The organism is Sphingobacterium wenxiniae (assembly GCF_900116225.1).
Classification (GTDB): domain Bacteria; phylum Bacteroidota; class Bacteroidia; order Sphingobacteriales; family Sphingobacteriaceae; genus Sphingobacterium; species Sphingobacterium wenxiniae.
Window position 1 is genome coordinate 475,682 of the sequence record NZ_FOZZ01000001.1, and the last position, 26,321, is coordinate 502,002.

The 26,321-nt window shown below is 43.0% G+C and carries 20 protein-coding genes and 1 tRNA gene; 6 read left to right on the forward strand and 15 right to left on the reverse strand.

Translation table 11 applies throughout. The features are described from left to right. The first annotated feature begins 45 nt into the window (after window positions 1–45). A complete protein-coding gene (locus tag BM375_RS02085; protein ID WP_093363491.1) occupies window positions 46–840 on the forward strand; it encodes a (Fe-S)-binding protein in 795 nt (264 codons plus the stop codon). A 45-nt stretch (window positions 841–885) separates the two neighbouring features. On the opposite strand, the gene BM375_RS02090 is transcribed toward BM375_RS02085, so the two are convergent. The 4 genes from BM375_RS02090 to BM375_RS02105 all read right to left on the reverse strand — a co-directional run bounded on the left by BM375_RS02090 (window position 886) and on the right by BM375_RS02105 (window position 6,569). After that, window positions 886–969, reverse strand: a tRNA-Leu gene (locus BM375_RS02090). 64 nt (window positions 970–1,033) lie between these two features. Beyond that, complete coding sequence (locus BM375_RS02095; RefSeq protein WP_093363492.1) at window positions 1,034–1,912, reverse strand: Ppx/GppA phosphatase family protein; 879 nt, start codon at window positions 1,910–1,912, stop codon at window positions 1,034–1,036. Between the two features lie 931 nt (window positions 1,913–2,843). Continuing rightward, entirely contained in the window at window positions 2,844–3,404 is a 561-nt protein-coding gene (locus BM375_RS02100; RefSeq protein WP_244525796.1) for a hypothetical protein, read from the reverse strand. Window positions 3,405–3,992: 588 nt separating this feature from the next. Continuing rightward, a complete protein-coding gene (locus tag BM375_RS02105) occupies window positions 3,993–6,569 on the reverse strand; it encodes a phosphoenolpyruvate carboxylase (RefSeq protein WP_093363493.1) in 2,577 nt (858 codons plus the stop codon). 475 nt (window positions 6,570–7,044) lie between these two features. Here BM375_RS02105 and BM375_RS02110 point away from each other — a divergent pair, with 475 nt between their 5' ends. Both BM375_RS02110 and BM375_RS02115 read left to right on the forward strand, forming a co-directional pair. After that, window positions 7,045–9,240, forward strand: coding sequence for an FUSC family protein (locus BM375_RS02110; protein WP_093363494.1), 2,196 nt, complete (start codon window positions 7,045–7,047; stop codon window positions 9,238–9,240). Then, window positions 9,224–10,198, forward strand: coding sequence for a YpdA family putative bacillithiol disulfide reductase (locus BM375_RS02115; RefSeq protein WP_093363495.1), 975 nt, complete (start codon window positions 9,224–9,226; stop codon window positions 10,196–10,198). The genes BM375_RS02110 and BM375_RS02115 overlap by 17 nt, the downstream gene beginning before the upstream one ends. Here BM375_RS02115 and BM375_RS02120 read toward each other — a convergent pair. After that, window positions 10,195–10,806: a TetR/AcrR family transcriptional regulator gene (locus BM375_RS02120; RefSeq protein WP_093363496.1), complete on the reverse strand. Its 612-nt coding sequence runs from the start codon at window positions 10,804–10,806 to the stop codon at window positions 10,195–10,197. The genes BM375_RS02115 and BM375_RS02120 overlap by 4 nt on opposite strands. A 95-nt stretch (window positions 10,807–10,901) precedes the next feature. On the opposite strand from BM375_RS02120, the gene murB reads away from it, so the two are divergent. The 3 genes from murB (at window position 10,902) to BM375_RS02135 (ending at window position 12,956) form a co-directional block, all read left to right on the forward strand. Continuing rightward, entirely contained in the window at window positions 10,902–11,918 is a 1,017-nt protein-coding gene (gene murB / locus BM375_RS02125) for a UDP-N-acetylmuramate dehydrogenase (protein ID WP_093363497.1), read from the forward strand. Between the two features lie 261 nt (window positions 11,919–12,179). Next, complete coding sequence (locus BM375_RS02130) at window positions 12,180–12,692, forward strand: RNA polymerase sigma factor (protein ID WP_093363498.1); 513 nt, start codon at window positions 12,180–12,182, stop codon at window positions 12,690–12,692. Window positions 12,693–12,710: 18 nt separating this feature from the next. Further along, window positions 12,711–12,956 carry a cytochrome b5 domain-containing protein gene (locus tag BM375_RS02135; protein ID WP_398356681.1) on the forward strand — a complete coding sequence of 82 codons (246 nt, stop codon included), beginning with the start codon at window positions 12,711–12,713 and terminating at the stop codon, window positions 12,954–12,956. A gap of 9 nt (window positions 12,957–12,965) precedes the next feature. On the opposite strand, the gene BM375_RS02140 is transcribed toward BM375_RS02135, so the two are convergent. The 10 genes from BM375_RS02140 to BM375_RS02185 form a co-directional block, all read right to left on the reverse strand. Continuing rightward, complete coding sequence (locus tag BM375_RS02140) at window positions 12,966–13,886, reverse strand: PfkB family carbohydrate kinase (protein ID WP_093363499.1); 921 nt, start codon at window positions 13,884–13,886, stop codon at window positions 12,966–12,968. A 312-nt stretch (window positions 13,887–14,198) separates the two neighbouring features. Further along, window positions 14,199–14,831: a nitroreductase family protein gene (locus BM375_RS02145; RefSeq protein ID WP_093363500.1), complete on the reverse strand. Its 633-nt coding sequence runs from the start codon at window positions 14,829–14,831 to the stop codon at window positions 14,199–14,201. Window positions 14,832–14,963: 132 nt separating this feature from the next. Further along, window positions 14,964–15,809, reverse strand: a complete 846-nt coding sequence (locus tag BM375_RS02150; RefSeq protein ID WP_093363578.1) for an SDR family oxidoreductase — start codon at window positions 15,807–15,809, stop codon at window positions 14,964–14,966. Window positions 15,810–15,865: 56 nt separating this feature from the next. Next, window positions 15,866–16,276, reverse strand: coding sequence for an Rrf2 family transcriptional regulator (locus BM375_RS02155; RefSeq protein WP_093363579.1), 411 nt, complete (start codon window positions 16,274–16,276; stop codon window positions 15,866–15,868). A gap of 332 nt (window positions 16,277–16,608) precedes the next feature. After that, complete coding sequence (locus BM375_RS02160) at window positions 16,609–17,682, reverse strand: resolvase (protein WP_093363501.1); 1,074 nt, start codon at window positions 17,680–17,682, stop codon at window positions 16,609–16,611. A gap of 289 nt (window positions 17,683–17,971) precedes the next feature. Further along, window positions 17,972–19,174 (reverse strand): purple acid phosphatase family protein, encoded by a 1,203-nt coding sequence (locus BM375_RS02165; protein WP_212611605.1) that lies wholly within the window; start codon window positions 19,172–19,174, stop codon window positions 17,972–17,974. Window positions 19,175–19,216: 42 nt separating this feature from the next. Beyond that, a complete protein-coding gene (locus BM375_RS02170) occupies window positions 19,217–21,013 on the reverse strand; it encodes a RagB/SusD family nutrient uptake outer membrane protein (RefSeq protein WP_170852561.1) in 1,797 nt (598 codons plus the stop codon). 45 nt (window positions 21,014–21,058) lie between these two features. Next, window positions 21,059–24,343, reverse strand: coding sequence for a SusC/RagA family TonB-linked outer membrane protein (locus tag BM375_RS02175; protein WP_170852562.1), 3,285 nt, complete (start codon window positions 24,341–24,343; stop codon window positions 21,059–21,061). Window positions 24,344–24,621: 278 nt separating this feature from the next. Beyond that, entirely contained in the window at window positions 24,622–25,626 is a 1,005-nt protein-coding gene (locus tag BM375_RS02180) for a FecR family protein (RefSeq protein ID WP_093363504.1), read from the reverse strand. 55 nt (window positions 25,627–25,681) lie between these two features. Next, window positions 25,682–26,293, reverse strand: a complete 612-nt coding sequence (locus BM375_RS02185) for an RNA polymerase sigma factor (RefSeq protein ID WP_093363505.1) — start codon at window positions 26,291–26,293, stop codon at window positions 25,682–25,684. Between the last annotated feature and the right edge of the window lie 28 nt (window positions 26,294–26,321).

The following is a 26,321-nucleotide window of genomic DNA, read 5'->3' on the forward strand; positions in this document are numbered from 1 at the left end:
TCCCCCTTGGGGGTTAGGGGGATAGAAATCAAGAAGAAAACAACAATGGAAAATCAGCTTCATATACCGACTGTTGCCGAGTTAATGGCGAAGGGTGAAAGTCCGGAAATATTGTTCTGGGTAGGATGTGCCGGAAGTTTTGATGAGCGTGCGCAACGCATTACACGCGACATCTGTAAAATCCTTGCCCATGTTGGGTTACGCTACGCTATTTTAGGTACAGAGGAGAACTGTACAGGTGATCCTGCTAAGCGTGCCGGCAATGAGTTCCTCTTTCAGATGCAGGCGATGATGAACATTGAAATACTCAATGGCTATGAAATCAAAAAAATCGTTACGGCTTGCCCTCATTGCTTCAACACATTGAAAAATGAATATCCATCTTTAGGAGGAAATTACGAAGTCATCCACCATACCCAATTGATCCAATCCTTAATTGACGAGGGTAAGCTTCGTCCAGATGACGGCCATATCTTCAAAGGTAAAAAGATTACCTACCATGACCCCTGCTATCTAGGACGTGCCAATGATGTTTACGATGCACCAAGAGAAATACTGGAATCATTAGACGTACAGCTTACCGAGCTAAAACGTTGCCGAAGCAATGGGCTTTGTTGCGGAGCCGGAGGTGCACAGATGTTCAAAGAGCCCGAAAAAGGCAACAAAGATGTCAATATCGAACGCATCGAGGATGTCATTGAATCCAATGCAGAAATCGTAGCTGCTGCCTGTCCATTCTGCATGACCATGTTGCGCGATGGTGTCAAAGTCAAGGAAAAAGAACAAGAGATACAAGTGCTGGACATAGCAGAGATTACAGCTAGAGCCAATGGTTTATAATTAAAAAAGCTTGGATTTCCAGAAATCCAAGCTTTTTTCTGTTTGTGCCCAGGAGCAGATTCGAACTGCCACGCCCTTGCGAGCGCCACCCCCTCAAGATGGTGCGTCTACCAATTTCGCCACCTGGGCAATCGTGACAGCAAAAATAATGCTTTTTAGGACATTTGGAAAAGTTTTAAGACGCTTTTCCTCATTATTTTCCTAAGTTATTGTCTATCAAAGTCTGAATTATTCCATCGACCAACCCCACACGCGGAGCAACAATATTTTTCAATTGCCCTACCTTCATAATGGTCAGGAATATCTCCGCTGCCGGAATGATAACGTCTGCCCTATCCTGCTTTAATCCCAATACCTGAATACGGTCTTTTAAGGAATAAGAATTCAGGTGTTGATACAGCGCTCTGAGCTTAGCATAGGACATAGGTTTATCCACCTTTTCATTGGACAGGCGCGACAGTTTATTGATGTTGCCCCCCGTACCTATACCATAGATATTCTTGTATACCCGTGTATGTTCTTTCACCCAAGCCCTCATGTCATCCCAAGTAGCAGGATCATCCTGATTATCCAGAATACGTATAGTACCCAAGTTGAAAGAACGCGAAGCAACAAGCTTAGCCTGCGCAAAAAGAGATATTTCCGTACTTCCTCCCCCTACATCGATATAGAGGTAAACCTTATCCCTATCCATTTTATCCTGCAAGTGGCTGTTGTATATAATTTTAGCTTCTACAGCCCCATCAATGATATTAATATCCACCCCCACCTCACGGCAGGCCTTTACAATATCAATACCATTATCCGCATCGCGCATAGCCGAAGTTGCACAAGCCATGTAATCGCTGACACGATAAACATCCATCAGGTTGCGAAATGCCTGCATGGTTTTCACCATATTCTCGAATTTTGCTTCCGAAATATGCTGATGGATAAAAGCATCGTCTCCTAAGCGCAAAGGAACACGAATAAGCGCTTCTTTTTTGAATGTCGCAGGCTTATTATCATTATTGACCTCTGCAATCAATAACCGAACAGCATTTGACCCTATATCTATAGCTCCGTATCTCACAAATTATAATTTTGCGTAGTGAATTTTACTTTTACCTGCAATATTACACATTCATATATTAATAAATCATTAAGTTACCGATATATTAATATAAAAACAACAAGGCGGTTCATAATACATAAGGACGTATATCCATATTTTGTTTTTATTTTAGGGTTAAAAATGATGTGGTATGTCAGAGGGGAAATGGAGGTTTAATTTCGACAATTGTCATTTCTTCCCATCGCACAGGCTTTCCGTCCCTCGCCGGGACAGGGCGTCACTTTTATAGGGCAAAAGTGACCAAAACCCTTTGTCCCATCCGAGGTGGCCTGTCCTCGTCAGAGCCGAGACACGGCGCACAACTCCAACGCACACAAAGGAAATCCCTCCCAAGGCTGAAACCACTGTCCGAAGCTTTTGGTTAGCTTTGAACAATAGTTTCCATGCCTTTCCCTTTCGCACAATACCTCGGTATTTCCTTTGTCATCCCGCCACTGGGATGGGACGGAGAAGCGCTTTCGCACCTATGTGGGGTGCACTCAAACATACTCGGGTCAACCATTTATTGAAGACTTCCGAAGTTTGTGAAACTTCGGAAGTCTAAATTCTACTCGCACCAGCCATTCCTTAACAGAAAAATGTCGCCTTAAACTATTCTCGATGCGGGATAAGTGCGGGGATGTGGGACGCATCAAAAGTTTTGACCATGTAGAAGGATATTTTTAGCACTATCCCCCTGGTCAAAGCTTTTCAGCGACGAGTTTTGCCCCACTTTTGCGGTCAAAAGTGGGAAAAGCCCGTCCGGCTTCGGAGGACAAGAAATTTGAATAAATTAAACCTCCATATATTTTAGAAAAACAAAACACATTATCTCCAGTTGGGTAGATCGACAAAACAAAAACGGCCTCTACAAAGAAGTAGAAGCCGTCAAATAAAAAAGTTTTATCGCTTAGTGGTGTGCGTGCTCATCCTCTTTACCACCTGCCAACGTAAACAATTCGGTGACCTTTTCTAGATTCGCTTTTGCAAAATCCTGAAGGACTTTATTAGTGTTACGTGTCAAGCGCGTGAACTGCTCTTTTACAATTGCTGCTTCATGTTGAACATGGTGCACATATGCTTCATCCGAGAAAGCGGCCGTTACAGTTCCTGTAGAATCTGCTGCTGCCGGAGTCGCTTTAAATACTTCAGCCCCTTTGACAGGAAAATCAACCTGATTAACTATCGCTATGCTGTCCAAACCCGGCAAAATAGCACCATAAACTTCTTTCACTTTAGCAGAAAGTTGCTTGGTCTGCGAAGAAGCCGATGCACTTTCTGCATACGTAGCATAATCCACTTCATAAACTGCTTTCGCGCCTACTATTTCAAAAAACTGAAAAGCATCGCCATCCGCTAAGCTGGTATGCGTATATTTCAATTGATTCTCCTGAGCCGTTTTAGGGTCACAAGATGTCAACAAAGCACCTGCACACAAGGCTGCAACAAATAAAGTATTTAATTTCATCATGATTCTTTTCTTGTGAACAAAAATATAAAATATATAATAAATATCGCAAAAGTATTTAGAGCCTGTTTAAAATTTTATACGCGTCAAGAGAAACTCGTCCTCGTTTGAAACGAGGATGCTCACTAATGCCTCCCCTCTCTCAAGATTGAGTGCAGCGGTATCTTAGGAGAACTAACAACCTAAGTTTTCAACTTAGCTGATACAACCAAGTTTCCTAGAACATGAGGGTGTCTCCTACATTTGCTTACAACAAACATAGGAGACACCCACTTAGGCCCTCGTGAGATAGGGATAGACTATTTGATATAACCAAGTTGAAAACTTGATTTATTGTAGTCACAAGCTATAAAAGCTTGCGAGCGACAGTAAGGATTCCTAAAACATAGACTTCCGAAGTTTTTTTAACTTCCGAAGTCTTTAGTCCCTCGTGAGATAGAGATAGACTATTCGATACAACCAAGTTGAAAACTTGATTTATTGTAGTCGCAAGCTATAAAAGCTTGCGACAGTAAGGAAAATAAAAAAGACTTTATTAGGCACTCCTCGTGGAGCCCCAATAAAGTCTTTCGTAAAAGAAGTGACGAAAGCTTAGGCTAAGTTCCGTCCCGCATTCACCACACCATAGATTGTCCGGCCAATCAGCTTTTTATAAACAGCTTCCTGCTCCGCAGACACATTCTTTTTGTTCAGAATAGTGCGTATAGCATAATGCTGAATAACCAACAACGGCAGAACGATTTCCTCGCGTGCCAATATCGATGCGCGATCGACAGGATAATCCTCCATCAGTTCACTTGTCTGGCTCAGCTTTAAAGTATATTTCTTTGTCAATTCATATTCATCGCGCAACATCGTCCAAAACTCACCGAACGTTGCATCCTTTTGCATGTAAGCGGTCAGGTTAAAATTGGACTTGGTCATGGACATCATACAATTGTCGATGATGGTCTTGAACATGCCAGAATTTTCGTAAAGATTGCGTACATACGACCACAGGTTATTGTCCTCTGCCCAACGCAAAGCTGTTCCCACCCCGTAAAAGCCAGGAATATTCTGCTTCAACTGGCTCCATGAAGTCACGAAGCTGATAGCACGCAGATCCTCCAACCGCAATTCCCGATCCGAATTCCGTTTCACCGGACGGCTGCTGATGTTCACCTCGGACAACTCTTTCAACGGACTCAACGTCTCTAAATATTTCAAGAACAACGGGTGCTTCCGCAGATCCATAAACTTGCGGTGGCTTTCCTGCGCCATCTGGTCGATGATCTCTTTTTGGCGCGGTGTAAGTGTATCGCCCTCTTTCTGCTGCAGTTCAGATACCATCCCCGCTTGGATAAGTTGCTCAATATTGTGCTTAGCCGTTTCCAGAGATCCGTATTGGCTACTGATCGTCTGTCCCTGAATGGTCAACTGTATATGCTCATTAGCAATCTCTTTTCCCATGGAAGCATAGAACTTCTGCGTTTTCCCCCCACCACGGGCAGGAGGCCCACCACGACCATCGAAGAAAATCAAGTCTACATCATATTCACGTGCAATTGCCGTCAATTCGATTTTGGCTTTGTATATGGACCAGTTCGCCATCAAATAACCACCATCTTTCGTACTGTCGGAAAAGCCCAGCATGATGGTCTGCTTATTGCCTCTGCGCTTGATATGCTCCGCATACACCGGATGCGTATACAAGCTCCGCATCACATCGGCCGCGCGCGACAAATCATCCACCGTTTCGAACAATGGCACAAAATCAATCGTCAGGCTTTCTTTTTTCCAGCCAGACCACAGAAACAGCTGCATCAGTCCCAATATATCTGAAGCTTGCTGACAGTTGCTGATAATAAAGCGCTGTGCTGCCCGCTCACTTCCCGACTGTTGAATCTGCTTGAGCAGACCTATCACATCCATCGTATCTTTCACCAGCTTATCGGCATCTTCTTCGTATGTCAAAGATAGCTCAGAGAAAGGCATACCTTGCTGCTTTTCCGCTTCGCCCTTAGCAAATTGCTCTGCATCCACCTGCGTGTCCGGATAGCGTTCGATAAGGTATTGGAAAGTGTTCCTAAGGATACTGCTGTCCTGACGAATATCCAAAGTCGTAAAATAGCACCCGAAAGTGATAACTTTCCTTATCAAATCCTCAACCAGATCAACAAATAAGCCATCATGGTTCTCATTCAGCACATCTTTAACCGCATTCAAATTTTCCAAGATAACGGCCGTTTCATCTGCCGGGTTCTCCTTTGGGTTAAAGCTGTTTTCATAAAACAGATTCTGCAACGTGTCCAAGTATTTTTCCGTACCACGGAAAGTGATACGGCGCTTAACGACACGGAAATCACGGTAGTAACAACGGAAAAGAATCGTCCGCAGCATAGCAGCCACCTTTTTCGTGCTTTCTGCCGTTACATTTGGGTTACCATCCCGGTCTCCTCCTGGCCAAAAGCCCAATTCAATCAGTTGTTTCACTTCTTCAATAGGCACTTCAAGCTCACTATCGATCTTGGATTGGATCTCCGATGCTACTTTATAAAAGACATTCTCAAGAAACCAAGCCAAACTTGCCGCTTCATCCACAGGCGTTGGCTTTTCCTTATTGATAAAAGGCGTTTTACCCAATTGTTGCAACAGTTGCTGGATATTCGGCACATCATTTTCTTTCAGTGCCTCGATCAAATCCGTAATAATCGCCAATACCGGCCCCGGATAGAACTGTGTAGGGTGTGCCGTCAACACCAGTCGAACTGAAAAATCATGCAGCTTATCCACGATTTTTTTCTTCAGCTCAGGGCTTTCCTGCGCACGTTGGAATAAGGTCTGTAAAAGCCCTGCTTCCTCCGTTTTTCCAATTGTCTGAAAAGCAGAATCCTCTACCGCATCAAACAGTACAACCTGCCGTTCAATATATTGAACGATCCGAAAAAGAAAATCCACACGGTCTTTTTCCTGCACATACTGCTCATATTGACCAAAAAAGCTTTCTATAATATCTTCAGGAGCTAATTGCGCCTCTATCCCCTTTTCACAATGTGTGGTAAAGAACGGTAGGATTGTCCCTGTATGCTTCACCCTACGGAAAGGCAGGGTAAGAAACAAGCTCTTATACAGGTCAAACCTCGTTAGCACCTCGTTGTGAAAGGCTGATTTTTTTTGACTTATCTTCATGTTTTAATTTAAGAAACTTCCCTTGTTATAGGTATTTTAAATAACAAAACCCCTAAATTATGTAATTTTATCACCAAAAACAAAACAACAATAAAATTAACACATAAAATATAATAATAAATTAACAAAATAACAATAAGAGCCTGTTTAAAAATAAAATTCATACGTCATTTCGACGAGGGACGAGGAGAACCGAACGAAGTGAGCTCTGCGAAGCAAAATCTATGGATAAGCTTCTTCTCACAGCTTCAAAACGCAGATTATCACGTCGCTAACGCTCCTCATAATGACGCGTTTTGGGCTTTTGTAGAAATTTAAACAGGCTCTAAGCTAACATTTTGTTTTTTTTATCCACCTATAGATCCCTCCTTTGTCGTGATGACAAAGACAACGGACGCATAGATTATAGACTATTGATATTATATTCGCCTTATAGGCCGAATTTATTTAATTTTGCAGTTCAGTATAGCTCCTCATGAATAGAACGAAAGAAATCAGTCATTTCTTTTTCAGCCAATACTTTGCTGAAGGCTTAAAAATAACATTGGGATGTATTGTCCCGGTTTTGATTTGTGTTTCTTTCGGGCAGATGCAGGCGGGTACACTTATTTCCTTTGGTGCGCTGTTGGTCGGTTTATCGGACACTCCTGGAGCACCCTCCCACCGTCGTCTGGGGATGATATCCACTGCTGCACTGACCTTGCTTACGTACATCATTATTGTCAACATCAATTTCTCTCTTTCGCTCACCACCATCACCATTGCCCTATTGAGCTTTATATTCTCTATGTTTGCGGTATTCAATGCAAGGGCTGCCACCGTGGGCTCGATGTGTGTGTTGATGATGCTGTTCAGCGTTCGGGAGGAACTTCGTCCGGAAGACATCTGGATACACCTTGCTTATATCGCTACCGGTGGAGCCTGGTACATGCTTATCAGCATGTCCATGATACAGATTCGCCCCTACCGCATAGCCCAGCAGGAGCTTTCAGAATCCATCCGCCAAGTAGCGGATTACATCCGTTTGAAAGGTAAATTCTACGACCCACGGGTAAATATTGACGACAATTATCTCAAATTGATCGACAAGCAGGTGGAGGTCAACACCCACCAACAAAGCCTTCGGGATATCCTCTTCCAGAGCAAGCGCTCCATCAAGGATACGACCAAAATCGGGCGCTACCTGACGCTCGTCTTCACAGATATCATTGACCTGTTCGAGCTGAGCATGACCACCCAGTACGACTATCATGCTATCCGTCACAGCTATGGACACACCGATTTATTGCCGAAGATCAAGCATGTGCTCTATAAGATTGCCAACGAGATGGACAACATGGCGTACGGATTGAACGCCAACCGTATTCCCAAACCGCTCTTTAACTTCGATGCCGATATCGAAAGTTTGCGCCGAGCCGTCGAAGAAATCGAAAAAGAAGGTATCAATACTATTCCCCTCAAAAAGATTATCATCAATATCCGGACGATGGTAAAGTCCCTGGATAGCATCTATGGCTACGGTCTGTCCAAAATTTCACAGATCCCCAAGCAAGAAATCGACTCCGCTTCACAATTTATCACCCGCGACCAGATCGATTGGAAAAAATTCAAGAGCAACTTAAGTTTAGAATCTTCCGTCTTTCGGCATGCACTCCGTATGGCGATCGTACTGTCGATGACTTACCTTGTCCTCAATCTCATCAATTTCAACGCAAATGGAATATATTGGGTTCTGCTGACGATCATGGTTATCCTCAAACCGGGATGGGGGCTCACGCAGGAGCGAAACGTGCAGCGGCTTTTGGGTACGGTAATCGGCGGGATCATTGGCGCTATTATTGTCCTGACCATCCATGACGAGACAATCCTTTTCGTTCTCCTGGTTTTCTTTTTCCTGACAGCCTATAGCCTTTTCCGGGTCAACTATATCGTTGCCGTCCTGTTTATGACGCCCTACGTGCTGATTATGCTCTCCTTCAATGGGCAGGACTCTTTCGACATGGCCAAGGAGCGTATTTTTGACACCCTGTTGGGCGGTATCATCGCCTTTTTGTCCAATTACCTGATTTTCCCCAACTGGGACAGCACCCAGTTCCGGGACAATATGCGCAATCTACTTATCGCCAACTACAACTACCTGACGAAAGCCCTGCAGATGCTAAACGGCGAGGAACTCACCATAACGGATTATAAATTAGCCCGAAAAGAGGTCTACATCGCCTCGGCCAATATGGGTTCTACTTTCCATCGAATGCTGACAGAGCCGAAGTGGCGCCAAAAATACACGAAGGAAGTCAACAGGTTCGTTATACTGAGCCATATCTTTTCTTCGCATGTCGCCAACTTCCTGGTGCAGGTACACGAGGCCGACAATAGTGTCTACAATAAGGAACATGTGCGTCTGCTCCGCAAGATCTTGACAGAAACCGACAAGACAATAGCGCTGCTACCACAAAACGAACAACACCCCTTTGCTCCTCTCAACCATTACCCTGAGCTCAAACAGGCAGGAGAAGATGAAGAGGAGGACAGTATATTGATTATGGAACAGCTGCAGTTTTTAAATAAAATTGCGAGCGACATCTATAAGGTGACACAGGAGCTTGACCATGAGCCTGAAAATACGCAACTCCTCATAAAAACAAACACGAAAAATGCAGAATCATTTTGATATATTGATTATTGGCGGAGGCCCTATAGGCCTGGCGTGCGGCATAGAAGCACAAAAAGCTGGCTTATCCCACATCATTCTGGAGAAAGGTTGTCTGGTGAATTCCCTATACAACTACCCCATCAACATGACTTTCTTTTCCTCTTCCGAACGCTTAGAGATCGGTGATACACCTTTTGTAACAACCCTTCCAAAGCCAAAGCGTGCCGAAGCACTGGAGTACTACAGGCGTATAGATCAAAAATTCCAGCTGAATACCCGCCTCTTTGAAGAAGTCTTATCGGTCGAAAAGGAAAACGGCTATTTTACGGTGCAAAGCAGCAAGGGGCAATACACCGCTGCTCACGTTATCGTAGCAACCGGATTTTACGATATCCCGATGCCGCTGAACATCCCGGGAGAAGATTTGCCGAAGGTGAGCCATTATTACAAAGATCCGCATTTCTACGCCAATCAGCATGTCGTAGTGGTCGGGGCGAGCAATTCTTCTGTGGATGCAGCTTTAGAAACTTTCAGAAAAGGAGCTAAGGTAACCATGGTGGTGCGTGGCCCAGAGATAGGCCCAAGGGTGAAATATTGGGTTAAACCGGATATAGAAAACCGAATTGCCTGTGGAGAGGTCGATATCTATTACCAAAGTCAGCTCACCGAAATAAAGGAAAATTCCGTACAGATCCAAACACCGCATGGTGCCGTAGAAATTCCGAATGATTTTGTATTGGCATTGACAGGCTATCAGCCGAATTTTGCATTCTTAAAGAAAATCGGTATCCATGTTCCACATGAAAGCCCGAAGATTCCGACACACGATCCCGAGACCATGGAAACCAATGTTCCCAATCTCTATCTAGCTGGCGTGGTCTGCGGTGGGCTGAACACCCATCTGTGGTTTATTGAGAACTCACGTGTACATGCGGAGATCATCATCCGCCATATACAGCGGCGAACAGGCGCTTAGGCCTTCAACCCTCTGACGAAGATGGACACCATCTTCTTCTGCTTATGGAGTATCATGTCAAAATCGTCTGGCGACGGGAAGAAACAATCGTTCATTTCCTGGTTCAATATTCCAGCTTTCATGCCCATCTGTGCGAAAAGTAAAAGTTCAGCGGTTTCTTGGATATCATCAACCTGCAGCTCACCTTTATCCACACCAATTTTCAATATTTTGGCAAACAGTTCCTTCGCTTTCTCAAAGAAAGGCCCAAGACTTTTACCTACCTCACCCGGATTCTGCATAAAGAATGAGGAGGAATACTCAAAAAGGTTGTAGTTCTCCTTCATCAGATCCATGCGGCTTTCCAAAACAAACATCAAGGCCTTCTCCACATCCTGACTCTTCTCCAGAAATTCTTCATTCTTCTGGATCATCTCGTTCACCACATATTCCATCACCGCAGTGTACAGACTATGCTTATCCGGAAAGTAGTAATACAATAACGCTTTTGAGAAAGAAAGGTCTTTGGCAATCTCGGCCATCGTAGTCTTAGCCATCCCAAAATGGGCAAACCGACGCTTGGCCACTTCTAAAATTTTCGCTCGTTTAATATCTACATTCTTAGCCATATTCTTCTTTAATCAAGCAGGTTTATATTATCTTTACACCACAAAGATAAAGTTAATTCTTTTTTTGAACATTTAAAAGAATTAGTCAAGGTAAAATGACATATCACATTCAAGAAAACGTATCCTTAAAGCCATTCAACACCTTTGGCGTTGACGCTAAAGCCAATCAATTCATCAAAGTCGAAGACGAGAACATTCTAAAAGAGCTCCATAGTGCAGGGCTTTTCGAGAGACAGTTCTTTGTTTTGGGCGGAGGCAGCAATGTGCTTTTCACCCGAGATTACGAGGGGCTGATCCTCCAAATCGCCACAAAAGGAATTACGCATTTTATCGAAGGCAATTATATCTATGTAACAGCCAAAGGCGGCGAAGTCTGGAACGAATTTGTCTGGCATTGTGTCGAGCGCGGTTTTGCCGGCGTGGAGAATATGGCCCTGATTCCGGGTACGGTGGGAGCTTCACCCGTACAGAATATTGGTGCTTACGGTACTGAACTGATGGACATTTTCTATTCCTGCCAAGCTTTCGACACCTTGACGGGCGAGTTTACAACTTTTCAAAATGCCGACTGCCAGTTCACCTATCGAGATAGCATTTTCAAATCACAATATAAAGGACAGTATATCATCACCTCGGTCACCTACAAACTGGCCGTGAACCACCGCATCAATACTTCGTACGGCGCGATCGAGTCTGAATTGAAACAACGCCATATCAATACCCCTACTATAAAAGATATTGCCGAAGTAGTCTCCCATATCCGTGTAGAAAAGCTTCCTGATCCATCCACGATAGGCAATGCCGGTAGTTTCTTCAAAAATCCGATCATTAGCGAAGGGCAATTCCAACAACTACAGCAAGCATTTCCCGATATCGTCTTCTACCCGATGGCGGACCAGCGCGTCAAACTGGCTGCAGGCTGGCTGATCGAACAGTGTGGATGGAAGGGCAAAGTGGATGGAAATGTGGCCGTTTGGAAGAATCAAGCTTTGGTTCTGACGAACCCGGGACAGGCAAATGGATCGGAAATTTACAGTACATCGTCCAAAATAGTGAACGATATTCAACAAAAGTTTGGCATCGAGCTGGAACGCGAAGTCAATATTCTTTAATTTTTTTCAACAAATGTGAAATAAAATTATCAACAACCATAAACCCAACCTATCCCTTTGGTAATTAAAGGGTTATTTACTGGCACAGCACCTTCTTCTTAACGCAAGTTTAACCATTATTTCTCTTAGACTTAACGAAAATCGAAAAGTTTAGCACGGCGTTTGCAAACGTTTGTGTGAAACCGTATTTCATGTAAATGATTTACACAAAAAGTTGGAGATCAGTCAACATAATGGTAAAACTTTTAAATCCAGTATAGTATGAACAAACTAGAATTCAATGCTTTAGTGGTACAACAATCCGATTCGCTAAAGAACTACGCCAGAAATTTTACACGCGACCATGAGGACGCTAACGACTTGGTACAAGACACGCTTCTGAAAGCAGTCACTTACTTCAAGAATTTCCGCGAAGGCACAAATCTTAAGGGTTGGCTTTATACCATCATGAAGAACACCTTTATCAACAACTATCGACGCGTGGTGAAGACCAACTCTTTCATTACACAAGAGGAAGACATCACCAGCAGCCACTTAATGGTATCGGCTACGAAAAACAAAGGTGAGAACAAATTTGTGATGGACGATATCAACACAGCGCTATCCAAGCTTCCGGAAGATTATTACGTGCCATTCTCCATGTATTTTGAAGGATATAAATACAATGAAATCTCGGAACATCTGAATATTCCGATCGGCACGGTGAAGACACGTATACACGTGGCTCGCAAAACTATGAAAAAAACACTCGGCGTCTATAAATCGACTTACTAATCCACTATCTTTGGATTTGTGAGCAATATCGAACAGGATTCCGTTTTTACAAAAGCACAGTTAGCGCTTCGCAATGGCGAAGACAAACCAGAGATCTGGGTCAGCTATAAAGGGTTGATATACGATGTTTCTGCCAGCAGGTTATGGCGGAACGGGAAGCACTATGAGCATTGGGCAGGACAAGACCTCACCGAGGAATTGGCCGATGCACCACATGCGGAGTATGTTTTTGACAAGTTCCCTGTTGTCGGCAAATTAATTTGAGATTAGCGCTTATTCGCTAATCTCAAATTTTGATAAAGTGATGAACCTTTGGATTCTTCCCTTAATATCTTCAGCTGATAGTGTCTGCAACTGTTCTGTTCCGAATTTTTCCACGCAATAGGAAGCCAATGCCGATCCGTAGATGATCGCGTTCTTCATATTGGTAAAGTTGATGGATTTTACCTGTGCCAAGTAGCCGATGAAGCCCCCTGCAAAAGTATCGCCCGCACCGGTCGGATCGAAAACATCCGCCAATGGCAATGCCGGAGCAGAGAATATCTGTCCTTCTCCAAATAGCAGAGCACCATGCTCGCCTTTTTTGATGATAAGGTATTTCGGTCCCATTTCTAAGATGGCCTGCGCAGCTTTTACCAGTGAATATTCTCCGGAAAGTTGTCTTGCCTCGGCATCATTGATGGTCAATACGTCTACTTTTTTCAATACAGCTTTTAGATCTTCCAGTGCCACATCCATCCAGAAATTCATGGTATCCAATACTACCAATTTAGGCTTATGGTTTAAGCGATCCAACGTAGCCATCTGCACCTGTGGTGTCAAGTTGCCCAACAGCAGGTATTCGCAATCTTGGTATGATGCAGGAAGTTTCGGATCAAAATCCGCCAAAACATTCAGCTCGGTGATCAATGTGTCGCGGCTGTTCATGTCATTGTGGTACTTGCCGGACCAGAAAAAAGATTTTCCGCCTTTTACAACCTCCACCCCTTCTACATCAATACCTTTTGAGGTAAGGATATTGAGGTTGTCATCTCCGAAATCTTCTCCGATCACGGATACCAACTTCACCTGGTCATACAAATAAGAAGCGGCCAAACCCGCAAATGTAGCTGCCCCACCTACAATTTTATCCGTTTTTCCGAAAGGAGTTTCGATAGCATCAAAAGCTACTGTACCAACGATTACTAAACTCATGGTTCTATTTTTTTTTGATAAAAACGGTCGATTCACCGATTGGCCCTGATCCTCCCTAGATATATGCGGGATGTGCACCAAATCGCTGCATATTCAGTAGGAAAGAGGACCTTATCCGTGTTCATGCAGCAGGCTAAAAAACCACCGTTCTTGATTTACAGCGCAATATTAGCGAATATTTTTGACTCTATAAAATTTCAATTACAACTACGTGAATACGTAATATCTTACGCCTCTATAAGATAATGATAATCCCACTATAGAGGGGGAGGTACCATATATCATACTGCCTCCCCTTATCACCTGTCGCTATTAGAATTCCATCACAAAATCCTGCGTAGAAACCCTCACCTTTTTCATGGATGCCAACCAATCTGTACTCTGATCGGCATAGCCAACATACATAAGAGACACACTTTTCAAGCTATGCTTTTCAAGTTCCAGGACACTGTCTATGACAGCATTATCAAAGCCTTCTGCTGGCGTGGTATCTATCCTAAGCTCAGCAGCCTGTGCCAAGGCTAATCCTAAAGCGATATAGGTCTGTCTCGCTGTATGGGCAAAATTTACCTCCGCGGGCTGATCTAAATAGATTGATTTCAGCTTATCGGTGTATGACGCAAAACGTCCTCTAGGCAAGCCTCTTTCATCTGTAGTCAAGTCATACATCCTATCAATCCGTTCAGCAGTATAACGATCCCAAGCAGCAAAAATAAGTACGTGTGAACAATCACGCATACAATCAGGATTTAGTGCTCCTTCGGACAATCTATTTTTGATCTGCTGATCCTCTACAACAATCAACCTAAAAGGTTGTAGCCCTGAGGACGTTGGTGCCAGCCTTGCTGCCTCAATGATTTTGTCGATATCTTCACGACTCACTTTTTTAGAGGGATCATACGCCTTCACGGCGTGTCTCCATTGTAGATCTTCAATTAATGACATGTTTTTTTTATTATTTTAAAGTTACGAAATTAAGAAGATAATGGAAGTTATGTAAGCACTGGATTTAACAATTTTATAAGTACCGAAACCACCACCACTCCTATTAAAAAATAGTTTTAATGTATAAAAATCCTACCTAAGTACCCGACGAACGCTATTAGTCAAAGAGGTGGTCGGGTGCCCAATCAAGCGAGACAGTTGGTGACCATCGTCAAACAAGTCTCCGCGCGAAGCACTTACGTCCCACCCCGCTATAGCCGACGCTAATCCTTCGGGCAGGCCTGCGGACCTTAAAGACTCAGCATATTCATCTTCTGAAAGATTTTTGTAAAAAATGTCTTTACCTGTTTGTCTAGATATTTCTTCTGCAAGATCCTGCAAGGTATAGGCTGTATCGCCAGCCAGTTCATATACTTGCCCTACATGACCTTCACCACTCAAGACAACAGCTGCTGCTGCAGCGTAGTCCTCACGGGATGCCGATGCTATTTTACCTTCGCCGGCACTACCTATTAAAGAACCTGCTACCAAAGCTCCCGGAATAGATCCGGTATAATTTTCGGTATACCACCCATTACGCAGAACAGTATAGGGTATGCCCGATGATTTCAACAGTTCCTCGGTTTGGCGGTGTTCTGTCGCCAGACTCAAACTCGACGTATCGGCATGGAGCAGGCTTGTATACACAATCCAGTTAACACCAGCCTTACGCGCTGCTTCGATTACATTTTTATGCTGTATAAAACGTTGTCCGACTTCACTTCCAGAAATCAAAAGCAAATAATCAATTCCGATCAGTGCATTCGATAACTCTTTCGATTTGCTATAATCAAACGCCCTAACTTCCACATGCAAATCGACAGCTTTCTCCGGCGAACGCACCAAAGCAACAATGTTCTCAGGATTAACCCTGCTTTTTAGTTTTTCAATCACCAAACGACCTAGTTGTCCGGTAGCACCTGTAATTCCTATCTTCATATTAATCATATTCATTATGTAACAACTTCTATTACATTTATACGCAAAAAAAAAAATTAATCAAACTGTTTTACAAAATCCTGCAATGTCTTTTGTTGGAGAGATGAGCATATTAGTTTGTCCGTATCCCGAAAAAGAGCTTCCAATTCATCATTGATATCTTTGCCCACGGAGCATTTTGGATTAGTATCAAGATTTTTTTTACCCAGAATATTTGCATTTTTGACAAGTTGATAGATATCCGCCAACGTAATCCGATCGGGACTAACGTCCAACATGGAACCTCCATCTTTACCTTTTCTACTGATCACCCATCCCCTATCCTGCAAATTACCCAACTCTTTCCGAACAATGACAGGATTAATATTTATACTTCCTGCAATCCAATCCGAGCTCAACAACCTGTTGGGCTGTCGAGCCAAAAGCGTCAAAATATGTACGACAGTTGCAAATCTTGTATTATTCATATCAGGTGCAAAGATATAAAAATCAAATTGTAACACAAACCATTACAATAAAAACAACTCCTTATAATCTTAGATCTGTTTACATCGGAATGATGATCTCACATTGAAATATAACCGATACTGGAGAGTGCCTCGGCTATCAAGCATTCCTAATTTTGTTAAAAAAGTTAGGCTCATGAAAGCACTATTTAACGGCATCCTATATTTGCCCTGAAAAGATCAGTCTTGATGTAGTGAATGGTTTTACGTTATCCTAAACTTTTGACAGAGGGTAGAAGTAGCTACTGTATCCGCCCTATGAAGTAAAGGCCGTCTGATTTTCGTATATTTTCTTAAAGCTCTCTTTTTAGTTTAATTTTTATAAATGCAGCCCTTTGCTTTTTACCTTTTGCCGGTGCCGAATTATGCGGATATACTTCCGCGTAAAACGTCTCGTTACCGATCCAAAATGCCTTTTTATCATCCGCGACTTTAAAGTTGGTAAAGTTTACATACAGAATATTTTCCTCCCCCTTTTCCTGAGGAATATATTTATTAATCACAAAATCACTCCCTACATCAGTATTGGACGACACATAAGAAATCCAATCCCTAGTCGCAAGAATCTGGGGATAACCTAAGCTATACATATTAAGTCTTACTGCAGAGGTCGGCTCATAAAATGTGTAATAAGATTCCATTCCCAAATCCGAACTTTCCTGAAAGACTTCCAAACCCAATAACTTTGATTGGCCAATGTATGCAATATAAAATATTCCATCTTCTTCAGCCTTTTTCTCATATTGATCTATGATATGCTCCTGGCCTCTATCTGTATATGTCCAATTGTTATTCTTGAGATTAACGGAAGGATTCTTCACTAAGACCTCATCAATCCTATTTCTTGACGCGTCTATAAATTCTTTCTCCGACACTTCAGTAATCGTTCCATATTTATCAAATAGTTTATTCTCAAAATCGTCTGTTCCTTGATACGTACTACTTCTAATCTCACTAAGCTTCACCCCTTTGAGCGTCAAATCGAAAGCAGCCGTAAATTCAGTCTTCAACACGAAGACTTCGATACTGTTCGCTATATTATTCTCAATACTGTAGTGCATCGAGTAAAAGTCATCGAATTCCTCGAAGCCGTAATAGTTGTCGAGCATGTTATAGGCAACCTGCATGTAAGCGGAATCTCCATGTGGAGCTACAAAGAATCGGATGGAGTCCAATTCGGTCGATAGCTGAAAAGGAACATCCTGCACATTGTCCACACCCTTTATTTTTTTAAAATCGTCAAAAGTTATGCTTTTGTTCGTCTTTTTATTTGTCTCAGCTTGTACCTCTGTCTTACTATTCTTTGAGATACATCCGACAAAAAAAACTATTGCTGATACTATGAAGAGGTGGAAAGCAATTTTCATATTTTTCTTTTTATTCAAAGGTAGGCGTATTCTAAGAAGCTGTCAACATAATTCATTGCTTATACCAAAAAATAGCTGAAAGCAGGGAGGTAATATAGAATTCTGTCCAATTGTGAAGCCGTATAGGATTTGCTCAATTCGCCATCTAAAAAAGAAAATGTCAACATAAAGATGAAATTCTTCCATCTTTATTTCAACCATAAGGTCGTCGAAATAAAGTAAAAAGAAATGAGGATATCCAGAAAACACCTATCGGACACCCTCATTCCATAAAAATTAGCTATACAGGTTATACCTGCAAAGATTGCGGTTTCAGCTGCACCCTACCTATTAGTTCGTTGGTTTCTAAGATGAGCTGTGCTTCCAATACGCTCTGGTTAGCCTCCACTTTAATAATGGTACGTTGCCCTTCTTTCGGTCCACCTCCGATAATTATCGGATAGGAATGATCTTCCTGAGCGGTGTGGATACCATAGCGGTGTGTATGTCCACTGATTACCACCCCAACGTTGCCTTCAGCCAGAACCGGACCAAAAACCCTGCGACAGTGCATAGTTCCGTGCCAATCACCCGAATGATAAGGTGGGATATGCATAATCACGACCCGATAAAGCGCTCTTTTGGCCTCGTCTGACTGCAACACATCTTTTAACCAGGCCGCCTGCTTTTCCCGAAACAAATCAAATTGCGCCATACCATGGTATGCATCATCATCATCGGTTTTATCCTCTCCTGTGTCTAGTGCCACAAAGAATACAGGTCCACGGGTAAATGCGAAATAAGCGTTATCATTAATATTTTCAAAGTATTGTCCCAGCGCGTAGGCAAAGTCGCCCCTTGTCTCGTGGTTGCCACGCATCAGCATAAAAGGCTTGCGAGAAGCAAAAAGGGCTGTACAAGGATTGATCAAGTGGTCTATCAATTGCTGTTCACCCGTCTGGTAATCAAACGTATCTCCATTTAAGAGCACTTCTTGATAGGCATCGCTACCGTACAACCCTTCCAGTAGGCCAAATGAGTTTGGACGATCGTGTATATCATTCATCACCAATAGAGCGGCCGTATGGCTGTTAGGATCTACGGTCTGAAAGGTAAAATCAGCGCTCTTCAAGGTAGCACCAAATGTTTTCGCATACGCCTTAAATTCTACGATTTCCTTACTCACGACTCGATACCCATATGAATGTCCCGGTCTTAGACCTGTCAACCTGATTTTATTGACCGTATTGTTGGCCAGTACCATACCATCTTTTATCGTCTGTTGTATCTTGACATCCTGCGGTTTGTCCGCCAACCAGTATTCAACATGGCTAAAAGCCCGTCTATTGGTTATCCAGCAGACTGTGATCCCATCCGTTGCCAAATGTTGTAAATAAGGCTGCGTTAGTAGTGAAAATTCATCCGCCTGTATAGACTTAGGAAGCATTTTATCGGAAGCAGTCCCGATTTTTGGCATAGCAGCTGCTACCGATCCAATGGTTAGCGCTTTCAAAAAATTTCGTCTTTTAAAAAATGTCATAACAGTCTTATTAAATTAATAACCTGGATTCTGATCCAACTGCGGATTCTTATTCATTTCATCCCGCATTATTGGGAAGAAATAGGATTTGTTGTTCCATGCCCTTTCGTCAAATTTAACGTGTTTCACCTCGGGGATGGCAGCGGTAACATTATTTGCCGTCAATGGGTAGACTATTTTAGCTTGGTAGGCTGGGCTATAGGCTTCTGGACCGATCATCCATCTTCTAACATCAAAGAAGCGATGTTCTTCAAAGGCTAATTCCAGACGGCGTTCATTTCTATACAGCTCCTTCAAGGCATCGCCCGATGCTGTTGTCACTGGCAAACCTGCGCGCTTACGCACGAGATTAATATATACTCTTGCTTCGGCATCTTGTCCAAGTTCTATACAGGCTTCTGCATAGTTCAACAACACTTCTGTATACCGGAAAAAACGCCAAGTAACAGATTGCCTTAAATACTGTACATTAACAGTAGGATCAACGTATTTCCTACAATAATACCCCGTATAAGATCCATTCCAGTTTTCAATAGGGCTATTTCGGGTGTCTATGCCATAGGTTTCGTACATTTTGCCTGTTGTAGCATTCCAGCGTTGATAAGTTCCCGTCTGGATCTTATTATGAGGTTCGAGTCCTTTCGCATCCAAAGGACGCTCTCTCCAAGACGCTCCATTGTAAAAAATCGTGGCATAAAAACGTGGTTCACGGTTAGCATAGGGATCCTTTGCATGATCGGGGTTATTCCAGTCAAAGGGTGTGCCATCGGCCATTTGAAAAGCATCGACAAAATTTGCAATAGGCGCATTTACACCCCAACCATAATAACCATTCGGCGAAGAGTATAAGCCCCAGCGTTGCCCCATACCTTGATTAAAATACTTAACCATAATATCCTCTGAAGTATTATTGGTCAAGAATATTTCTGTAATATTCTGTGCAACAGAATCCCCCGGTGCAGGTTCGGCTTTATGCAATTCGTATATACCCATATCTATGACTGCCTTTGCCGCTTCTTTTGCTTTTTGCCAGCGTTGTGTGCGCATATCGTCCGTATAGCCCAATAGTTCCGGTTTTTCGAAAGCAGAGATAACGGCATTAGGGCTGTGCAGATCACTGGCAGCATACAACAACACCCTTGATTTCAACGCCAATGCCGCACCTTTGGTTGCTCTACCGTTATTTATCCCACTCTGTACTTCTGGAAGTAAACTGGCCGCCTTGTCGCATTCCGAAACGATGAAATCTATACATTCCTGATACGAATTTCGGGCTACGGAAAACTCGCTATCCAAACCATAGGCATCTGTTACCAAAGGTACACCACCATATAGCGCCAGTAAATAATGATAGGTGAAAGCACGTAGAAAATGTGCCTCTCCTGTCATCCGATCCCGGTCAGACTTCCCATCCAACATTGTACCACTAAAAGGCACCTGCCCGACCTTATCAAAGAACACATTACAATAGCGAATAGACTTGTACAGCTCATTCCAAACCAGGTTGCGCTGGTAGCCCCATGCATAGAGATTATCCTGTGTAGACTCACTGTTATTAAACAGGTTGGACGCGCTGTTTCCTCTATAATGCCCTTCATCGACAATATTAGCAGTACCTCGACCATCTGTCAGCGGTTCATACAATCTAAAATAAATCTGGTTTATAAATGTTTCCACCAATGCCGGATCAGACCACACCGCATCATCGGTAAATTTCTCTTGGGATTGCGTATCTAAAAACTCTTGCTTACAAGCGTTTAAACTTGCCAATGTAAGCAAAGATAGCAAAGCAATTCTCATCCAATTTCTCATTACTTTCAAAATATTTAGATCAATTTTTATAACTCTGTTTATTTCTTAGAAGCTGATGGACAGCCCCATGTTATAGACTTTATTTGCCGGATAAGCTGTATTTGACGTACTTTCTGGATCCACATCTTTGATGCCGCTAAAAGTGAGCAAATTCAATCCTGACACGTACAGTTGTACATCTGAGGTATAGAGCTTGGCACTTAAGGATTTCGGCAATTTGTATCCTAATCTCACCGACTTCAGTCTTAGGTAATCGGTGTTTTGCAGCCAGTAAGTATTTTGATTACTTCTCCAATACTCGTTATATCGGTTCCATATCCGTGGTTGATCCGCATCCGGATTTTCCGGTGTCCATCTTCCCTCTGCATCACGCGTCAGGTAATTTCCTATCTGTCCTTGCATTTCGAAATAGTCGTTACGCACAGCGCCTAATGCCCATTGAAAAAAGATGGATGCTGAGAATTCTTTATAAGCCAAATCAGTGTTAAATCCACCAATATGTGTTGGTAGAGAGGTCTTATCCATGCGTACCCTATCAAGGCCATCGATTTTACCATCTCCATTGACATCTTCAAAGATCACGTCTCCAGGGCGGGCTCCTGTCCAATGTGGATAGGCCTCAACGGCAGCTTCATCACGAAAGATACCTATCGCTTTATAATATAATCCGGTATTCATCGGCCTACCTGTAGATTGCTGATATTCTGGCGCCCCCGGAGTTTCGTCCCAAAACTGGATCTTATTTCGATTGAGCGACACATTCGCCGATAAAGTATACGATAAATCGCCATTGCTACCATTATATGCCAACTGAAACTCGGCACCTCTGTTAATGACTTCACCTATATTTTCATCTGGCAGAATCATACCTGTGGATCCGGGAATCGATGCATTTCGACGCCATAAGATGTCGGTCCGATGGTTATAAAAATACTCTGCTGAAAGACTTATCTTATTATTCAAAAATTGCATATCCACACCGACATTGGTTTGTTTAGCAACCTCCCATGTGACAGCAGGATTCGCTATGCTTGACTCAGCAAGTATCTTGGCCAATTCCGTCTCGTTGAAAATGTAGATATTGGACACGCCCGTCCCATAAGCATAGCTTGGCAAAAATTGATAAGGATCTATTCTATCATTACCAGTTTTTCCCCAGGAAGCTCTGAATTTGAACTCATTCACCCAAGGTTTTATAGGTTGCCAGAAAGCCTCCTCCGACACACGCCAACCTCCTGAAATCCCAGGAAAGAAACCAAAACGACCATCTTGTGGGAAGATATAAGAACCATCATAACGCCACACAAAATCGATTAGATACCTGTCCTTTCCATTATAATTGACCCGGCCAAAATAGTTAAGACGGGCTTCTTCACTCGCTACACCTCCATTATCTTTTTCTAAGTCGCCACCAGCAAACAACTGATCTATAGCGGTAGATACGTAATGTTTACGGAACGCAAAAAAGTTCATCTTATCCCCTTCAATACGCTCTACACCTGCCATCACGTCAAATTTATGTCTATCAAACTGAAATTTATATTTCCCTAAAGCATTGAGCGTTACCAAGCGCGTATCACTCATATCCTGACGCAATTCTGCGTTTGAATAGCCCCGCTGAACGCGGTTAAGCTCCGGAAAACCTTGCGCATCCATTGAATTTCGATCCCAAGCGTATAGGTACCAAGGCGTTTTCCATAACTTGTCGTTTTGAATCGTATTATCCATAGCGGCAGACAGACTTACCGATAGACCATCCACCCAAGGTGCGCGCAGATCCAAAAATCCACGAGTTTCTATTACCGTGCTTTTGTTTCGGTCATAGCCCGTCTGATTCGTTGTAATAACTACTGGATTTCCACTGTCGCCATTGTCAGCAGGCTCACCTGTAGGCCAAAAATCCGGCATATTCGGTTTTGAGCTACGCAGGCGGTTCCATATTGAAGATGCCGATTCTGTAGGGTAATTTCGGTGTACTTCCCGAATAGCGGCATTCACACCATAGCTGATATATGGCGAGATATTCCCATCCAAGTTTAACCGCAAGTTATGTTGCTTATATGATGTGGCGCTATTTTTATAAATCGCATCCTGATAACGAGTTCCGGCAGACAGATAATAACGTAAGCTTTCCTGTCCTCCTGAAATATTTACGTCTGCAGTACGCTGCGTCGACCATTTTTTTAGTGCTGACTTATACCAATCGGTATTTGGGAAATTTAATGGGTCACTACCATCTTTGTATTTCTTTATATCTTCATCGGAATACATCGGAGAGGCTCCTTCATATATCAGGACTTCGTTGAGGAGCTGGGCATAGGTCGCCGCATCTGCTGCCTCCGGCACTACCGTTGGCGCCGCGATGCCTTCGTTATAATTGAATTGCACCATGGGCTTGCCCGAATTTCCTTTTTTGGTGGTCACCAAAATAACCCCATTTGCGGCTCTTGCTCCGTAAATGGCTGCCGAAGCATCTTTCAGCACCGTGATGCTTTCAATATCTTGCGGATTAAGGCGCTCCCATTCTCTATTCGGCACACCGTCTACAACAATCAAGGGCGAATTATTTCCCAGCGTATTACTTCCTCGAATGGATATACCTGAGCTACTTCCAGGCTCACCAGACGGTGTCAAAGCAACCAGTCCCGGGACACGTCCGGCGATGGCATCAGACGGATTGATGGCGGGAGCAGCAACAAGCTTTTGACTTTCTAATGTACTGACAGAACCTGTTACAAGTGATCGTTGCTGCGTGCCGTAACCTACTACAACTACTTGATCCAACTCGCTTCCCTCCAGAGAAAGAGCAATATTCATCGTTAAGGTCTTTCCCTCCTCGATTACAATATTCTTACGCTGTGTCCCAAAAGAGATATAAGATATTTCCGCAGTATAGCTCCCTGGTTGCAAACTCATCGAAAACCGGCCTTCTGTATCGGTTCCCACATTTCTTCCCGTCTCTATGACCTTAACCGTTGCACCTGCCAGCACCTCGCCATTGCTATCTCTTACCTGACCCACTATCCGGCCGGGCTGTTGTCTCTTTTTCAGAACGATGAAACTCGCTTTCTCTTCAAAAACAATCTCCGTTCCTCTAAATGCATCCTTCAAGATCTGTTCAACTGTACCAGTCGTTCCTTTTTGAACCAGATTGGAGGGAATACCGGTTAAGTTCAGTGTCTCCCTGTCGTAAATCAATCTGATTTTTTGGTGTTCCAAATCCTTTATTATTTCAGACGCATTTCGAACTTCTTTAGCAATTTCAACCTTCGTGGCGAGCAATTGGGCAAACGAAGATTTTGCATACAGTGTGCCTGACACTGTACTCACTATACAAAACACAATCGTAGACAATCTCATGACTTTCTTAAGATTCATTGATAATTTTAATCGCATTATTAATCTTATATAACCTGATTCCAATCTGGACAAACAAGCGTATATTTGCACTTGGAATCAGTAATTGTTTCACTACATATTACTTTATACATACTGGGGACACGCTTCCAACGTCTCCCAGTTATCAACTTCCAGCCGGTAGCGCATCGCAAGTGCCTACCGGTTCTTTATGATTGATTACTGAGCCCTATGAGGCATCGTCTATTTGTTTAGAATATAATCACCTGCCCTCCTTCCTTTTTAATCCTATTATTATTGACAGCACTTACAGCTTCAACCACATCCGCTAAAGGCACATTTCTATCAATCATCAGTGTATAACGCTGTTGTTCAATCATCTTATTTCCAGCCAGCAATACGACACCGTAAATATTCTTTACAACGAGTGACAACTCCTCGAACGATGCTTGTTCAAGATAAGTCAGCCCGTCCTTCCAAGCATTATTTTGTTCAGGGTTTGTTGTGCCGAGCAGCATTTCATTACTGTCCTTATTTATCTTCGCAAAATCCCCAATCTGCAATATTTCTACCTGCTGACCTTCGTTTCGCGAGACCTCTACTTTCCCGGAAGCCACCGAGACCTGTTCATAGGGCAGCTCCTTATACGCTTTGACCGTAAAACTGGTACCCAGCACCTTGGTCATGGTAAAAGGCGCCACAACCAAAAAAGGCTTTAGCGTGTCGCGTTTCACATCGAAATGAACCTCTCCGTATTCCAGCACTATCTTCCTTTCAGCAGCATGATGAAAGTTTTTTGGAAACCGTACCTGTGTACCGCCATTCAACCACAACACTGTACTATCGGCTAATGTCAGCTTTTTGACCTGCCCTAGCTCAGCTGTTACCGTCATCTCCTCAACCTCGATTTTCGGATTGTTGTTCCCATGGAAAGGTTGTGATTGATGCAACCGCAGATAAAAGACAAATAATACGCCTATGAGTGCAGCAGCAATTTTTCCTACAACGGCATAATTTCGGAACCATCGATTGGTTGTTAGTATTCTATGCGCTGCCACATCTGGCCCGGAGTGATCGATAGCCTGAAGAATCTGCTGATGAATAGTGTTTCTTAATATTTTCTTTTGGGACTTATCCCCCTCTGGAATTTTATCTCCAAACTCCAGATACCACTCGTCTATACTTGCAATCTCTTCGTCCGTAGCCTGTCCGGTTCGGTACTTATGCAACAATTTCTGAAACTCCTTTGTATCCACTTATGCTCTTTTACCTTATGACGGAAAAAAGCCATGAAACTACTTTAAGAAAAAGTTAACTATGTGTTAATGTTTTATGAAGTTCAAGAAGAAACAAAATCACATATAGGGAATTATGATTTTCGAACCGACGTGGGAGATTTTCTTTTAGTCTTCGTCTGGCTTCACTCAGCAAATTGTTTACGGTTTGGTCAGCGATATTCAAGGACTTTGCTATCATGGGTATGCTGTGATCATCCAATCGCAGCAACAGGGTTTCACGCATGTTTTTGGGCATCTTGGCGAGCTCTTCCTTAAGAATGGTTTCCGTGTCCTCATATGAAAGGCCAGATTCTGATCGCTCGACCACAGCATCCATAATCTGTGAGGCTCGTAACAGCGCATCCTTCAATACATTTTCAGATTGAAAATAATCCATTACCCGATTTTTCAATACGACATTTAGATAAGAAGCTACGGATCCCTTTATGTTTATCGACTCGCGCCCCTCCCAAAGCTTTATGAAAACATCCTGTACCATGTCTTTAGAGACATCCTCATCCTCTACCCTGCGCCATGCTTGGTTATATAGATTATACCAGGTCGCCAGATAGAGTCGGTCGAAAGATTTACGATCGCTTTGTGTTTTCACTTTTATCCACCAGTTATTTAGCTGTGCCTGATCCATGAGATTTAAATACTTACCAAATTTAGGG

What these genes read in the sequence shown, in the direction of transcription:
- BM375_RS02085 (WP_093363491.1), top strand. Translation starts at nt 46, where the DNA reads ATGGAAAATCAGCTTCATATACCGACTGTTGCCGAGTTAATGGCGAAG.
- BM375_RS02100 (WP_244525796.1), bottom strand. Translation starts at nt 3,404, where the DNA reads ATGATGAAATTAAATACTTTATTTGTTGCAGCCTTGTGTGCAGGTGCT.
- BM375_RS02105 (WP_093363493.1), bottom strand. Translation starts at nt 6,569, where the DNA reads ATGAAGATAAGTCAAAAAAAATCAGCCTTTCACAACGAGGTGCTAACG.
- BM375_RS02110 (WP_093363494.1), top strand. Translation starts at nt 7,045, where the DNA reads ATGAATAGAACGAAAGAAATCAGTCATTTCTTTTTCAGCCAATACTTT.
- BM375_RS02115 (WP_093363495.1), top strand. Translation starts at nt 9,224, where the DNA reads ATGCAGAATCATTTTGATATATTGATTATTGGCGGAGGCCCTATAGGC.
- BM375_RS02120 (WP_093363496.1), bottom strand. Translation starts at nt 10,806, where the DNA reads ATGGCTAAGAATGTAGATATTAAACGAGCGAAAATTTTAGAAGTGGCC.
- murB (WP_093363497.1), top strand. Translation starts at nt 10,902, where the DNA reads ATGACATATCACATTCAAGAAAACGTATCCTTAAAGCCATTCAACACC.
- BM375_RS02130 (WP_093363498.1), top strand. Translation starts at nt 12,180, where the DNA reads ATGAACAAACTAGAATTCAATGCTTTAGTGGTACAACAATCCGATTCG.
- BM375_RS02140 (WP_093363499.1), bottom strand. Translation starts at nt 13,886, where the DNA reads ATGAGTTTAGTAATCGTTGGTACAGTAGCTTTTGATGCTATCGAAACT.
- BM375_RS02145 (WP_093363500.1), bottom strand. Translation starts at nt 14,831, where the DNA reads ATGTCATTAATTGAAGATCTACAATGGAGACACGCCGTGAAGGCGTAT.
- BM375_RS02150 (WP_093363578.1), bottom strand. Translation starts at nt 15,809, where the DNA reads ATGAAGATAGGAATTACAGGTGCTACCGGACAACTAGGTCGTTTGGTG.
- BM375_RS02155 (WP_093363579.1), bottom strand. Translation starts at nt 16,276, where the DNA reads ATGAATAATACAAGATTTGCAACTGTCGTACATATTTTGACGCTTTTG.
- BM375_RS02160 (WP_093363501.1), bottom strand. Translation starts at nt 17,682, where the DNA reads ATGAAAATTGCTTTCCACCTCTTCATAGTATCAGCAATAGTTTTTTTT.
- BM375_RS02170 (WP_170852561.1), bottom strand. Translation starts at nt 21,013, where the DNA reads ATGAGAAATTGGATGAGAATTGCTTTGCTATCTTTGCTTACATTGGCA.
- BM375_RS02185 (WP_093363505.1), bottom strand. Translation starts at nt 26,293, where the DNA reads ATGGATCAGGCACAGCTAAATAACTGGTGGATAAAAGTGAAAACACAA.